We start from the raw sequence: 14,581 nt of genomic DNA on the forward strand, positions 1-14,581 counted from the left end.
CTTCGGGCGGCACACGCCTGCACATACGCGAAGACCCCGCACTCAGCGTTTCCGCTGATGACGGGGTCTTTGGGCACCTCATACAGGGTGCCCCCGGCAGGATTCGAACCTGCGCACACGGCTCCGGAGGCCGTTGCTCTATCCCCTGAGCTACGGGGGCGTGTCGGTCGCGTTGCTCGCGGCGACGGGTAGAACACTACCAGCTCCCCCTGGGTGGTCATGAACGGGTTTCCGCTGTCGGGGGCGGGGTTGCGGGTCGCCCGGTCGGGGTGGAAGTGGGGAAAACCCGGACGCGGTGGCCGGGGTCGACCTACTCTCGAGTTGTGCCAGGCGCGTCGGGCCGGGTGCTTGTTGTGGACGACAACAAGGTCATCCGGCAGTTGATCAGGGTCAACCTCGAGCTTGAGGGGCTGGAGGTCGTGACCGCGGCCGATGGTGCCGAGTGTCTTGATGTCGTTCATCAGGTGCGGCCCGATCTTGTGACCCTCGACGTCGCCATGCCCCGGCTGGACGGGATCCGGACCGCCGCTCGCCTGCGTTCCGATCCGCGTACCCGTGACGTGCCCCTCGCCATCATCAGTGCCTGCACCCAGTACGAGGTCGAGGCCGGGCTGGAAGTGGGCGTCGACGCCTTCCTCTCCAAGCCGTTCGAGCCCGCTGAACTCGTCGGGATGGTCCGGCAGTTGATCGAGCGGGAGCGGAGCGGGGGGAGGCCGGGGGGTGGTGGTGGGAGTGCGCCCCCTTACGGGTCCGTCCTCGGCGCGGGGGAGGCCGAGCGGGCCGGGAGTGCCGGCGGTTGATCCGTCCTCTGTGGATGGCTTACCGATCGATCCGTGGTCGAGGGCCCCGTCCACATCCCGGACCCCCTTCAAAACCGGTTCGCATACCCACCCCCTTCCTCCCATACGCTTGTCCCCGTGACCCCCGTCGAGCTCTCGCGCACCGTGCTGCACGCCGTGCGTCGCGCTGTCGACGAGGGTGAGCTCAGCGTGACCGTGCCGGAGCGGGCCGTGGTCACTCCGCCGGGGCCCGGGGGCTGTGGCGACTACGCCACCAACATCGCCCTCCAGCTGGCCGGTGCGGCAGGGCAGCCGCCTCGGCGCGTGGCCGAGATCCTCAGGGCGCGGCTCGCCGGTGAGGCCTTCATCGGCGAGGTCGTCGTCACTGGGCCCGGTTTTCTCAACTTCAGCCTGGAACGCAACGCCTCCCCGCTCCTCGTCGAGGAGATCCTGCGGCGTGGGCGGCGGTACGGCCACGCCGAGGGGTTCAGCGGGACCGTCGTGCGGCTCCGGTGCCCGGCGGAGGTCCGTGCCGTCGTCGTCACGGACGCCCTGGCCCGCGTGCTGCGCAGCCAAGGGGACCTCGTCCGCGTCGAGTGCGAGGGCCGGCCCGCGCCGGAGTGGGAGATCGTCCTCGGTGTGGACAGCAGTCGTTCCGGGAGCCACTCCGGCAGCCATCCCGGAAGCCACTCCGGCAGTCATGCCGGGAGCCATCCCGGAAGCCACTCCGGCAGCCACCCCCAAACCCGCCCCTCCAGGCCCAGCCCCCTCCCCGACCTCAACGTCACCGTCCACCCCGTCCCCGTCCCCGCCCCCGGCGACCCCCTGCCCCTCGGCCGCGACGCCGCCCGCTGGGCCCTGCTGTATCCGGCCGCCCACGACCGGCCCCGGATTCCCGGCGATCACCTGGCTCAGCGGGAGACCAACCCTCTCTTCCGCGTCCGGTACGCCCACGCCCGCACCCGGGCACTCCTGCGGAACGCCGCCGACCTGGGCTTCCACCCCGAGCCCGGTCCCGTGAGCGACGCGGAAGCACTGCTCGCCGCACTCGGCGACCACCCCCGCATCCTCACCACCACCGCCACCCACCGCAGCCCCGACCGCCTGGCCCGGCACCTCGTCGCCGTCGCCGACACCACGCTGCCGCTGCTCCCGGCCGTGCTGCCCCTGGGCGAGGAGAAACCCTCGGCCGCCCACCGTGCCCGGCTCGCTCTCGCCGAAGCCGCCGGGACGGTGCTCGCCGGTGGCCTGTCCCTGCTCGGCATCGACGCACCCGACCATCTCTGAGAGCCAAGAAGAGACACACGAACATGAGCCGTTCCGCACACCCCGCCGGGCCCCGTCACGCCGACGTCCTCCCCGAGGGCCACTACTCGGCCCCGCCCGCCGACCTCAACGCCCTGGACCCGAAGGTCTGGGCGCAGACCGTGACACGTGACGAGCACGGCGTCGCCACCGTCGGAGGGATCTCCGTCACGCGGCTCGCCGAGGAGTTCGGCACCCCGGCCTACATCCTCGACGAGGCCGACTTCCGGTCACGCGCGCGTGCGTGGCGCACCGCGTTCGGGACCGACGCCGACGTCTACTACGCCGGCAAGGCGTTCCTCTCCCGTGCCGTCGTGCGCTGGCTGCACGAGGAAGGGCTGAACGTCGACGTCTGCTCCGGCGGCGAGCTGGCCACCGCCCTGTCCGCCGGCATGCCCGCCGACTGCATCGCCTTCCACGGCAACAACAAGTCCGTCGACGAGATCACCAGGGCCGTCGAGGCCGGTGTGGGCCACATCGTGCTCGACTCCTTCCAGGAGATCGTCCGGGTCGCCCACATCGCGGAGAGCCTCGGGAAGCGGCAGAAGGTCCTGATCCGGATCACCGTCGGCGTCGAGGCCCACACCCACGAGTTCATCGCCACGGCCCACGAGGACCAGAAGTTCGGCATCCCGCTGGCCGGCGGGCAGGCCGCCGAGGCCGTACGCCGTGCCCTCCAGCTCGACGGGCTCGAACTCGTCGGCCTCCACAGCCACATCGGTTCGCAGATCTTCGACATGTCCGGGTTCGAGGTCGCCGCCCACCGTGTGGTCGGGCTGCTGAAGGACATCCGCGACGAGCACGGCGTCGAGCTGCCCGAGATCGACCTCGGCGGCGGGCTCGGGATCGCGTACACGAGTGACGACGACCCGCGCGAGCCGCACGAGATCGCCAAGGCGCTCAGCGAGATCGTCAGCCGTGAGTGCGAGGCCGCCAAGCTGCGCACGCCGCGCATCTCCGTCGAGCCGGGGCGCGCCATCGTCGGCCCGACCGCCTTCACGCTCTACGAGGTCGGCACCACCAAGCCCCTCGACGGCCTGCGGACGTACGTCTCCGTCGACGGCGGCATGTCGGACAACATCCGTACCGCGCTGTACGACGCCGAGTACAGCGTCGCGCTGGTCTCCCGCACCTCCGACGCCGAGCCGATGCTCGCCCGGGTCGTCGGCAAGCACTGCGAGAGCGGGGACATCGTGGTCAAGGACGCGTTCCTGCCGGCCGACGTGGCACCGGGTGACCTCATCGCCGTACCGGCCACGGGTGCCTACTGCAGGTCCATGGCCAGCAACTACAACCACGTGCTGCGGCCGCCGGTCGTGAGCGTGCGCGATGGTGAGGCCCGGGTGATCGTCCGCCGTGAGACGGAGGAGGACCTGCTGCGTCTCGACGTCGGCTGAGCGAGAAGGCGAAGGCCGAGAAGGCGACGGCCGACAAGCCGACGGCCGACAAGCCGAACGCGACGGGGCGGAAGATCTCCTGTCTTCCGCCCCCGTACAAATGAAATAGACATCTCACGATCCGGACCGGGGGCAGAAACTCCCGTCCGGTGAGTGAGACTGGTTGCACCGTAGACGGTAAAGAGGAAACGAGGTCGGATGATGCGTACGCGTCCGCTGAAGGTGGCGCTGCTGGGCTGTGGAGTGGTCGGCTCAGAGGTGGCGCGCATCATGACGACGCACGCCGACGACCTCGCGGCCCGGATCGGGGCTCCCGTGGAGCTGGCGGGCGTGGCCGTGCGGCGGCCCGACAGGGTCAGGGAAGGCATCGACCAGTCCCTCGTCACCACCGACGCCACCGCCCTCGTCAAACGCGGCGACATCGACGTCGTCGTGGAGGTGATCGGCGGGATCGAGCCCGCGCGGACCCTCATCACCACCGCCTTCGAGCACGGCGCCTCCGTCGTCTCCGCCAACAAGGCGCTCCTCGCCCAGGACGGGGCGGCCCTGCACGCCGCCGCCGAGGAGAACGACAAGGACCTCTACTACGAGGCCGCCGTCGCCGGTGCCATCCCGCTGATCCGGCCGCTGCGCGAGTCCCTCGCCGGCGACAAGATCAACCGGGTGATGGGCATCGTCAACGGCACGACGAACTTCATCCTCGACAAGATGGACTCGACCGGCGCCGGCTACCAGGAGGCCCTCGACGAGGCCACCGCCCTGGGCTACGCCGAGGCCGACCCGACCGCCGACGTAGAGGGCTTCGACGCCGCCGCCAAGGCCGCCATCCTCGCCGGTATCGCCTTCCACACGCGCGTGCGCCTCGACGACGTCTACCGCGAGGGCATGACCGAGGTGACGGCGGCCGACTTCGCCTCCGCGAAGGAGATGGGCTGCACGATCAAGCTGCTCGCCATCTGCGAGCGGGCCGCGGACGGGGCGTCCGTCACCGCGCGCGTGCATCCGGCCATGATCCCGCTCAGCCACCCGCTGGCCTCCGTGCGCGGCGCCTACAACGCCGTGTTCGTCGAGTCCGACGCGGCCGGGCAGCTCATGTTCTACGGCCCGGGAGCGGGCGGTTCCCCGACCGCCTCCGCCGTGCTCGGCGACCTCGTGGCCGTCTGCCGCAACCGGCTCAGCGGCGCGACCGGACCGGGCGAGTCCGCCTACGCCGACCTCACCGTGTCCCCGATGGGCGACGTCGTCACGCGCTACCACATCAGCCTCGACGTGGCCGACAAACCGGGTGTTCTCGCCCAGGTCGCGACCGTCTTCGCCGAGCACGGAGTCTCGATCGATACGGTTCGCCAATCGGGGAAGGACGGCGAGGCCTCCCTCGTCGTCGTCACGCACCGCGCGTCCGACGCCGCCCTCACCGGGACCGTCGAGGCGTTGCGCAAGCTCGACACCGTGCGTGGTGTCGCCAGCATCATGCGGGTTGAAGGAGAGTAACCAGCAATGACCCACCAGTGGCGCGGAATCATCGAGGAGTACCGGGACCGTCTGCCGGTATCCGACAGCACGCCGGTCGTGACGCTCCGCGAGGGCGGCACGCCCCTCGTGCCCGCGCAGGTGCTCTCCGAGCGCACGGGCTGCGAGGTCCACCTCAAGGTGGAGGGCGCGAACCCGACCGGGTCCTTCAAGGACCGCGGTATGACCATGGCCATCACCCGGGCCAAGGAGGAGGGCGCGAAGGCCGTCATCTGCGCCTCCACCGGCAACACGTCGGCCTCCGCCGCCGCGTACGCCGTGCGGGCCGGGATGGTCTGTGCCGTGCTCGTGCCGCAGGGCAAGATCGCGCTCGGCAAGATGGGCCAGGCCCTCGTGCACGGTGCCAAGATCCTCCAGGTCGACGGCAACTTCGACGACTGCCTCACGCTCGCGCGCGGCCTGAGCGACAACTACCCCGTGGCGCTGGTCAATTCGGTCAACCCGGTGCGCATCGAGGGGCAGAAGACCGCCGCGTTCGAGATCGTGGACATGCTCGGCGACGCGCCCGACATCCACGTCCTGCCGGTCGGCAACGCGGGCAACATCACGGCCTATTGGAAGGGCTACAAGGAGTACGCCGCCGACGGCGTCGCCTCCCGGACGCCCCGGATGTGGGGTTTCCAGGCCTCGGGCAGCGCCCCGATCGTGCGCGGCGAGATCGTCAAGGACCCGTCGACCATCGCCACCGCCATCCGCATCGGCAACCCGGCCTCGTGGCAGTACGCGCTCGCCGCGCGGGAGGAGTCTGGCGGCTTCATCGACGAGGTGACGGACCGTGAGATCCTGCGCGCCTACCGGCTGTTGGCCTCGCAGGAGGGTGTCTTCGTCGAGCCCGCGTCCGCCGCGTCCGTCGCCGGTCTGCTGAAGGCCGCCGAGCAGGGCAAGGTCGACCCGGGGCAGCGGATCGTGTGCACCGTCACGGGCAACGGGCTGAAGGACCCCGACTGGGCCGTCGCGGGTGCCCCGCAGCCGGTCACCGTACCCGTCGACTCGGCGGCCGCCGCGGAGCGCCTCGGACTGGTCTGACGTGCGCCGACGCTCCGAGCGCCGGTGTAACGCTCGCCACGGTCCGGCGTAAGACGGCGCTTGACCGGGGAGGTTCCCTACGGGGGGTGCACAGGGGGCTTACGACACGCATCGTGCGCCTCCTGTGCGCCCTATGTCGCCACAGAACCTTCCTTCGATAGGCTGTACTGAACCCGCCCGCCGCATATGCCGCGGAGCCGCGCCGTCTCCGCGGCCCCCAGGGTTCTCGTACACCATCGAATGTCCGTCCCACGTCATTCGACAATCACGCAGCTCAAGGAGAGTCATCGAGCGATGGCCGGTCCAGCGTTCCGCGCCGCCGCCGTCCGGGTGCGCGTCCCCGCCACCAGCGCCAACCTCGGCCCGGGCTTCGACGCCCTCGGCCTCGCGCTGGGGTTGTACGACGACGTGGTCGTCCGGGTGGCCGACTCCGGGCTGCACATCGACATCGCGGGGGAGGGCAGCGAGACACTCCCGCGCGACGAGCGGCACCTTCTCGTACGTTCCCTGCGCACCGCCTTCGATCTGCTGGGCGGACAGCCGCGCGGCCTGGAGATCGTCTGCGCCAACCGCATTCCGCACGGCCGGGGCCTGGGCTCCTCCTCGGCCGCCATCTGCGCCGGCATCGTCGCCGCCCGGGCCGTGACCATAGGCGCCGAGGCCAAGCTCGACGACACCGCGCTGCTGGAGCTCGCCACCGAGATCGAGGGCCACCCCGACAACGTCGCCGCCTGTCTGCTGGGCGGCTTCACGCTGTCCTGGATGGAGGGCGGCGCGGCCCGGGCGATCAGGATGGAGCCCGCCGATTCCATCGTTCCGGTGGTTTTCGTACCCGGAAAGCCGGTACTCACCGAAACCGCGCGCGGCCTGCTCCCGCGCTCCGTGCCGCACGTCGACGCCGCCACCAACGCGGGCCGGGCCGCCCTGCTCGTCGAGGCCATGACGCGGCGCCCCGAACTGCTGCTGCCCGCCACCGAGGACCGCCTCCACCAGGAGTACCGCGCCCCGGCCATGCCCGAGAGCGCGGCGCTGGTGGAGCGGCTGCGGGGCGAGGGCGTCCCCGCGGTGATCTCCGGCGCCGGCCCGACGGTCATGGCGCTGGCCGACCCGGGCACCGCCGACAAGGTCGAGGCCCTGGCGGGCGCGGACTGGGCCGCGAACCGGCTGAGCCTCGATCCGCAGGGCGCGGTCGTGCTGCCGCTCGCGACCTCCACGGACATTTAGAAGCGCACGGTTGCCGGATTTCGAGAGGGGGAATGTTTGTTGGATCCGGTAGTGTTAACCTCAAGTCTGCACCCGACCCCACCATGGCGAGGTGCCTCGTGTCCCCGTCCGGGACAGACATTCTTCCGGGAGCCCCCCAAGCCGCACTGTGTTCCGTACGTCGGACCGTACGCCGTACACGGACACTGAGCGGGGCGCAGGGCACGCTCCGGAACCGGTGCGACCACGCCGCGTGACACTGACACTGGGTGCCACGGCATACGGAAGCGCCATCACCAGATTCCTCCGCCGCTGAGGCGGACCACCGCCCCGGCACGGTTCACACCAAACGGACCGAAGCCGGACAGCACAACCGGTCGCCGAGCCAGACAGGCCGACGTCCGCTCCAGGGAAGGACCCTTCGTGAGCGACACCACCGATCTGATGGGCGCACGTGTCGAGGAGACCGCTGCCGCGCCCGCCACGGACGCCTCCGCGCCTGCCACCGGTGCCGGCTCCCGGCGGCGCCGCGGTACCGGCCTCGAGGGCATGGTGCTGGCCGAGCTGCAACAGGTCGCATCCGGCCTCGGTATCAGGGGCACCGCGCGTATGCGCAAGAGCCAGCTGATCGAGGTCATCAAGGAGGCGCAGGCGTCCGGCGGCGCCGCTCCGGCCGCGAAAGCCGAGGCCCCCGCCGAGACCAAGCCGAAGCGCCGCGCCACCTCGCGGACCCGTACGGGGGACAACGCCGACAAGGCGGAGAAGAAGGCGGACGCGAAGCAGGCCTCCGAGGCCCCCGCCCAGAAGGCCGACAAGGCCGAGAAGGCCGTGGCCCAGCAGCAGATCGAGATCCCCGGCCAGCCCGCCAGTGACGACGCGCCCTCCGAGCGCCGCCGTCGCCGGGCCACCGCCGACGCCGGTTCGCCGGCCGCCGCCGCTCCCGAGACGGTCGCCGCCGAGGCGAAGAACGAGTCCAGGGGCGACTCGCAGGCGCAGCAGCAGCAGTCGCAGAACGACGCCAAGTCCGACGGGGGCGAGGGCGGCGAGGGCCGTCGTCGCGACCGCCGTGACCGCGGCCGGGACCGGGACGGCGGCCGTGACGGTGGCCGTGACCGTGACGGTGGCCGTGACCGCGACCGCCGTGGCAACAAGGGCGACGACCAGCAGGGCGGCCAGCGCGGCCAGCAGAACCAGCAGGGCGGCGGCCGTCAGGACCGTGACCGTCAGCAGGACGACGACGACTTCGAGGGCGGCCGGCGTGGCCGTCGCGGGCGCTACCGCGACCGCCGTGGCCGTCGCGGCCGCGACGAGATCGCCTCCGAGCCGCAGATCGCCGAGGACGACGTCCTGATCCCCGTCGCGGGCATCCTGGATATCCTCGACAACTACGCCTTCATCCGCACGTCCGGCTACCTGCCCGGGCCGAACGACGTGTACGTCTCCCTCGCCCAGGTCCGCAAGAACGGCCTGCGCAAGGGCGACCACATCACCGGTGCGGTCCGCCAGCCGAAGGAAGGCGAGCGCCGCGAGAAGTTCAACGCGCTGGTGCGCCTGGACTCCGTCAACGGCATGGCGCCCGAACACGGCCGCGGCCGCCCGGAGTTCAACAAGCTCACGCCGCTGTACCCGCAGGACCGGCTCCGCCTGGAGACCGACCCGGGCGTGCTGACCACCCGCATCATCGACCTCGTGTCGCCGATCGGTAAGGGCCAGCGCGGTCTGATCGTGGCCCCGCCGAAGACCGGCAAGACCATGATCATGCAGGCGATCGCCAACGCGATCACGCACAACAACCCCGAGTGCCACCTGATGGTCGTCCTGGTCGACGAGCGTCCGGAAGAGGTCACCGACATGCAGCGGTCGGTCAAGGGCGAGGTCATCTCCTCGACCTTCGACCGCCCGGCCGAGGACCACACCACGGTCGCGGAGCTCGCCATCGAGCGTGCGAAGCGCCTGGTGGAGCTCGGTCACGACGTGGTCGTCCTGCTGGACTCCATCACGCGTCTGGGCCGTGCGTACAACCTCGCCGCCCCGGCCTCCGGCCGCATCCTGTCCGGTGGTGTCGACTCCACCGCGCTGTACCCGCCGAAGCGCTTCTTCGGTGCCGCGCGGAACATCGAGGACGGCGGTTCGCTGACCATCCTCGCCACCGCGCTGGTGGACACCGGGTCCCGCATGGACGAGGTGATCTTCGAGGAGTTCAAGGGCACGGGCAACGCCGAGCTCAAGCTCGACCGGAAGCTCGCCGACAAGCGCATCTTCCCGGCGGTGGACGTGGACGCGTCCGGCACCCGCAAGGAAGAGATCCTGCTCGCTCCCGACGAGCTCGGCATCGTCTGGAAGCTGCGCCGGGTGCTGCACGCCCTCGACCAGCAGCAGGCGGTCGAGCTGCTCCTCGACAAGATGAAGCAGACGAAGTCGAACGCCGAGTTCCTGATGCAGATCCAGAAGACCACTCCGACGCCGGGCAACGGCGACTGAGTAAGCACTGCGCAAAGGGCCGCTCCCGTGAACGGGGGCGGCCCTTTGTGGTGCTCGTATGCAGGTAGGATCACGCTCTCTTCGAACTTGTGATCCCAAGGGGGGACATACATGGGTACATCCATGCCTGGGGGCGGTCGGCACAGACGCCGAATACGGATCGCCCTTCCCGTCGCCGCGGCCGGTGCGGCCGCCGCCGTGGCCGCCGCGCTGCTGACGACGTCCGCCGGCGCGGCCACCGCCCTGCCGCAGCCGACGCTCGAGCCCGCCATCAGCTCACCGTCGCTCGCCGAGCTGGAGAAGCGCGTCGCGGGCGCCATGGCCGGTGACGACACGGCGGGCAGGACGAGCAAGGCGTCGCTGAGTGCGAGCACGAACACCAGCCCGTCCACCATCGACCCGAAGGTCATCGGTGGCAACGAGACCACCATCACCTCGGCCCCGTGGATGACGCAGCTCCACTACTACGACGACCGGGGCACCTCCAGCACCGGTGACGACATCGGCTTCTTCTGCGGCGGCGCCGTGGTCGCGCCGACGAAGATCCTCACCGCCGCGCACTGCGTCAAGGGCTACGACTGGCACGCCAACGGCGCCGTCGTCACCGGCACCTCCCAGCTGCCCTCGGCCGACGGCACCGACCTGCACGGCGGCACCGTCACCGGCGTCTGGCGGCAGTGGAACCACCCGTCGTACAACGCGACGACGATCGACAACGACATCGCGGTGCTCACCCTGCCCGTCCCGGTCAAGGCCACGCCGATCCGCATGACGACGTCCGGCGACACCACGTCGTACCAGGCCGGCACCAGCGCCAAGGTCTACGGCTGGGGCCGCACGAGCTCCACCAGCGACGCCATCTCCGAGACGCTGAAGACGGCCACGCTGCCCGTCCAGTCCGACACCACCTGCGCCGGGGCGTACGGCAGCGACTTCGTCAAGGGCCACATGGTCTGCGCGGGCAACCCCGCGACCGGAAGCGACGCCGGCACCACCAGCGCCTGCAACGGCGACTCCGGCGGCCCGCTGGTCGTGAACAACCGGATCGTCGGTGTCGTGTCCTGGGGCGTGACGGACTGCGTTGCGAAGGGCGCCTACAGCGTCTTCGCCAAGGTCAGCTCCTACGTCGGCGCGACCTACCCGCGCGTCGACGACACCAACGTCAGCGGCGACCACAAGGCCGACCTGTGGGTGCGCAACGCCTCCACCAAGACCGGCTACTCCAAGGACTCCAAGGGCACGTCGTTCGCCGCCCGCGAGTCCTGGGGCAACTGGAACGGCGTCAACGTCGTCCTCCAGACCGACCTCGACCGGGACGGCTACCAGGACCTCGTCTACCGGCGCAGCAGCGACGGCGACCTCTTCTGGACCCACTACGTGATCTCCAGCGGCACCTGGTCCACCCAGCAGATCGCCGACAACTGGAGCACCCGGACCCGCATCATCACCCCCGGTGACGTCACCGGCGACTACCTGCCCGACCTGCTCTCGGTCGACTCCGCGGGCGTGATGTGGATCTACCCGGGCAAGGGCAACGGCACCTTCGCACCCCGCGTGAAGGTCGGCTCCGGCTGGAACCAGTACAACTCCGTCCGCGGCAAGGGTGACTTCACCGGCGACGGCAAGACCGACCTGATCGCCCGCAGCAAGACGGGCGGCGCGATCTACCTGTACAAGGGCACCGGCAAGGCCGGCACCGGCGCGTTCTCCAGCCGTATTAAGGTGCGCACCTGGAGCAGCACGACGTACAACGCCTTCGACGCGACCGGCGACATCACCGGCGACGGCAAGGCCGACTTCCTGGCCCGTACGCCCGGCGGCACGCTCTACCTCTACAAGGGCACCGGCAAGGCCACCAGCGAGATCTTCGCCACAAGGATCTCTGTCGGTACCGATTTCAAGCAGTACGACATCTTCGGCTGAACCCGCAGGTGAAGCGAGGTACCCCTCGCCGCACCGAATACACACTGTGCCCACCGCCCCACGCGGTGGGCACAGTCCGTTGTGCAACCCTTTCCCGAGTTTCTCCGTCTGACCAGGCGGAGCGACGATGGTGCCAGGAGGACTCCCCGACCGACCACGCCTGGCACTGACCGCAGGGGGTAACCGACCGTAGACGAGCTGAGGAGCACATGTCTGCCGAGAGCACGCCGGGTCCGGGTATACCGGGCGATACCGGCAACACCGGACCGCGCCACCGCGCCAAGGGCCGACGCCGCAAGCCCCCTAAGCGTCACACGGGCCTGCTGGTGACGGCCTGGACCGCCGCGGGCATCGTCGTCCTGGGCGGCGCCGGGGCGGGGTACCTGTACTTCAAGCTCAACGGCAACCTGAAGAGCGTCGACATCGACCAGGCCCTCGGCACCGACCGGCCCAAGAAGGCCGACAACGGCTCGGAGAACATCCTCGTCCTCGGCTCCGACACCCGCGCCGGCGGCAACAAGAAGCTCGGCGGCGGCACCGACGACGGCAGCGCCCGCTCCGACACGGCGATGATCGTGCACGTCTACAAGGGCCACAAGAAGGCCAGCGTGGTCTCCATCCCGCGGGACACCCTCATCGACCGGCCCGAGTGCACGGACACCAAGGGCGACGAGCACCCCGCAGCGAACGGCGTGATGTTCAACTCCGCGTACTCCACCGGCGGGGCCGCCTGCGCCGTGAAGACCGTCGAGTCGGTCACCGACCTGCGCATGGACCACTACCTGGAGGTCGACTTCGCGGGCTTCCAGAAGCTCATCGACGACCTCGGCGGTGTCGACGTCACGACGACCAAGAGCATCGACGACCCCGACAGCCACCTGAAGCTGAAGGCCGGCACCCACAGACTCGACGGCGAGCAGGCCCTCGGCCTGGTCCGCACCCGCCACGGCGTCGGCGACGGCTCCGACCTGGGCCGGATCCAGCTCCAGCAGGCCTTCATCAAGGCCCTGGTCAACCAGATCAAGGACGTCGGCGTCTTCACGAACCCCAAGAAGCTGCTCGACCTCGCGGAGACCGCGACCAAGACGGTGACGACCGACTCCGACCTCGGCTCGGTCAACAAGCTCGCGTCCTTCGCGGGCGGCCTCAAGGGCATCACCCCGTCCAACATGCACATGGTCACGATGCCGGTCGCCTACGACCCGGCCGACCCCAACCGCGTTCTCCTCCAGAAGAAGAAGGCCGACCAGATCTGGAAGGCCCTGGAGAACGACAGGCCGATCCCGAAGAGCGCGACCGAGGGTACGGCGACGGGCGAGGCCAAGGGTGTCGTGAGCAGCCGGTAAAAGGCGCGGGGAACAAATAACGGCAACCCCCGGTTTTGGGGGATGGCACCAGTCCTGGCAGACTGGTACGTCGGCCCCGGTTCACGCTCCCGCATCCCGCGGCAGCGACCCGGCGCCCTCCCGAAACCTAGGAGACACCTTGAAGCGCGACATCCACCCCGCGTACGTCGAGACGCAGGTCAGCTGCACCTGCGGCGCGTCGTTCACCACCCGCAGCACCATCGAGTCCGGCGCGATCCGTGCCGACGTGTGCTCCGAGTGCCACCCGTTCTACACGGGCAAGCAGAAGATCCTCGACACCGGTGGCCGCGTGGCCCGCTTCGAGGCCCGCTTCGGCAAGGCCGCCGGCTCCAAGAAGTAGCGAGCCCCATTTCGCCGGTCCGCGGACGCGCCCCCTCACCGGGCGCTCCGGGACCGGCGTTTTTGGTCGCCCGCCCTTCACCCCCGCCAGTACACAGGAGCCCAAGATGTTCGAGGCCGTCGAGGATCTCGTCGCCGAGCACGCCGACCTGGAGAAGAAGCTCGCCGACCCGTCGGTCCACAACGACCAGGCAAACGCGCGCAAGCTGAACAAGCGTTACGCCGAGCTCACCCCGATCGTCGCCACGTACCGCTCCTGGACGCAGACGGGCGACGACATCGAGACCGCGCGCGAGTTCGCCGCCGACGACCCCGACTTCGTGGCCGAGGTCAAGGAGCTGGAACAGCGCCGCGAGGAGCTGACGGAGAAGCTGCGCCTGCTCCTCGTCCCGCGCGATCCCAGCGACGACAAGGACGTCATCCTCGAGATCAAGGCGGGCGCGGGCGGCGACGAGTCGGCCCTGTTCGCCGGCGACCTGCTGCGCATGTACCTGCGGTACGCCGAGCGGGTGGGCTGGAAGACCGAGATCATCGACGCCACCGAGTCCGAGCTGGGCGGCTACAAGGACGTCCAGGTGGCCGTGAAGACCAAGGGCGGCCAGGGTGCGACGGAGCCCGGACAGGGCGTGTGGGCCCGCATGAAGTACGAGGGCGGCGTGCACCGCGTGCAGCGCGTCCCCGCCACCGAGTCCCAGGGCCGTATCCACACCTCCGCCGCCGGTGTCCTCGTCACCCCCGAGGCCGAGGAGGTCGACGTCGAGATCAACCCCAACGACCTCCGCATCGACGTCTACCGCTCCTCCGGCCCCGGCGGACAGTCCGTCAACACCACCGACTCCGCCGTGCGCATCACGCACGTCCCGACCGGAGTCGTCGCCTCCTGCCAGAACGAGAAGAGCCAGTTGCAGAACAAGGAGCAGGCACTGCGTATTCTGCGCTCCAGGCTGCTCGCCATCGCACAGGAGGAGGCGGAGAGGGAAGCCGCCGACGCCCGTCGCAGCCAGGTCCGCACCGTCGACCGCTCCGAGAAGATCCGCACGTACAACTTCCCGGAGAACCGCATCTCGGACCACCGCGTCGGCTTCAAGGCGTACAACCTGGACCAGGTCCTGGACGGCGACCTCGACGCGGTGATCCAGGCCTGCGTCGACGCGGACTCGGCGGCGAAGCTCGCGGCCGCGTAGGACACACACAGGAGTACCGAGCACCGGAGGACTTGCGTGCAGCAGTC

At 70.1% G+C, this 14,581-nt stretch carries 11 protein-coding genes and 1 tRNA gene; 11 read left to right on the forward strand and 1 reads right to left on the reverse strand.

All coding sequences use genetic code 11. From position 1 onward, the window contains the following. Nucleotides 1–88 precede the first annotated feature (88 nt). Nucleotides 89–160 (reverse strand) — tRNA-Arg (locus ABFX81_RS18960). Nucleotides 161–269: 109 nt separating this feature from the next. On the opposite strand from ABFX81_RS18960, the gene ABFX81_RS18965 reads away from it, so the two are divergent. The 11 genes from ABFX81_RS18965 to prfA all read left to right on the forward strand — a co-directional run bounded on the left by ABFX81_RS18965 (nucleotide 270) and on the right by prfA (nucleotide 14,534). After that, nucleotides 270–800 carry a response regulator gene (locus ABFX81_RS18965; RefSeq protein WP_346138350.1) on the forward strand — a complete coding sequence of 177 codons (531 nt, stop codon included), beginning with the start codon at nucleotides 270–272 and terminating at the stop codon, nucleotides 798–800. A gap of 117 nt (nucleotides 801–917) precedes the next feature. Beyond that, complete coding sequence (nrtL, locus tag ABFX81_RS18970; RefSeq protein WP_346138351.1) at nucleotides 918–2,066, forward strand: ArgS-related anticodon-binding protein NrtL; 1,149 nt, start codon at nucleotides 918–920, stop codon at nucleotides 2,064–2,066. Between the two features lie 23 nt (nucleotides 2,067–2,089). Beyond that, nucleotides 2,090–3,481 (forward strand): diaminopimelate decarboxylase, encoded by a 1,392-nt coding sequence (gene lysA, locus ABFX81_RS18975; RefSeq protein ID WP_086852647.1) that lies wholly within the window; start codon nucleotides 2,090–2,092, stop codon nucleotides 3,479–3,481. A 198-nt stretch (nucleotides 3,482–3,679) separates the two neighbouring features. After that, nucleotides 3,680–4,972: a homoserine dehydrogenase gene (locus ABFX81_RS18980; RefSeq protein ID WP_346138352.1), complete on the forward strand. Its 1,293-nt coding sequence runs from the start codon at nucleotides 3,680–3,682 to the stop codon at nucleotides 4,970–4,972. Nucleotides 4,973–4,978: 6 nt separating this feature from the next. Further along, a complete protein-coding gene (gene thrC, locus ABFX81_RS18985) occupies nucleotides 4,979–6,037 on the forward strand; it encodes a threonine synthase (RefSeq protein ID WP_086852646.1) in 1,059 nt (352 codons plus the stop codon). Nucleotides 6,038–6,331: 294 nt separating this feature from the next. Further along, a complete protein-coding gene (thrB, locus tag ABFX81_RS18990; RefSeq protein WP_086852644.1) occupies nucleotides 6,332–7,261 on the forward strand; it encodes a homoserine kinase in 930 nt (309 codons plus the stop codon). A gap of 402 nt (nucleotides 7,262–7,663) precedes the next feature. Next, nucleotides 7,664–9,721: a transcription termination factor Rho gene (gene rho / locus ABFX81_RS18995; protein ID WP_086852642.1), complete on the forward strand. Its 2,058-nt coding sequence runs from the start codon at nucleotides 7,664–7,666 to the stop codon at nucleotides 9,719–9,721. A gap of 111 nt (nucleotides 9,722–9,832) precedes the next feature. Further along, nucleotides 9,833–11,644, forward strand: coding sequence for a trypsin-like serine protease (locus tag ABFX81_RS19000; protein WP_346138354.1), 1,812 nt, complete (start codon nucleotides 9,833–9,835; stop codon nucleotides 11,642–11,644). Nucleotides 11,645–11,853: 209 nt separating this feature from the next. Continuing rightward, nucleotides 11,854–12,990 carry an LCP family glycopolymer transferase gene (locus ABFX81_RS19005; RefSeq protein ID WP_086852640.1) on the forward strand — a complete coding sequence of 379 codons (1,137 nt, stop codon included), beginning with the start codon at nucleotides 11,854–11,856 and terminating at the stop codon, nucleotides 12,988–12,990. Between the two features lie 139 nt (nucleotides 12,991–13,129). Then, the gene (gene rpmE, locus ABFX81_RS19010) at nucleotides 13,130–13,351 is read left to right on the forward strand and encodes a 50S ribosomal protein L31 (protein WP_010040182.1); all 222 of its coding nucleotides are present in this window, start codon (nucleotides 13,130–13,132) and stop codon (nucleotides 13,349–13,351) included. A gap of 106 nt (nucleotides 13,352–13,457) precedes the next feature. After that, nucleotides 13,458–14,534 (forward strand): peptide chain release factor 1, encoded by a 1,077-nt coding sequence (prfA, locus tag ABFX81_RS19015; RefSeq protein WP_086852638.1) that lies wholly within the window; start codon nucleotides 13,458–13,460, stop codon nucleotides 14,532–14,534. Nucleotides 14,535–14,581 lie beyond the last annotated feature (47 nt).

Source organism: Streptomyces coeruleofuscus (assembly GCF_039532725.1).
Classification (GTDB): domain Bacteria; phylum Actinomycetota; class Actinomycetes; order Streptomycetales; family Streptomycetaceae; genus Streptomyces; species Streptomyces coeruleofuscus.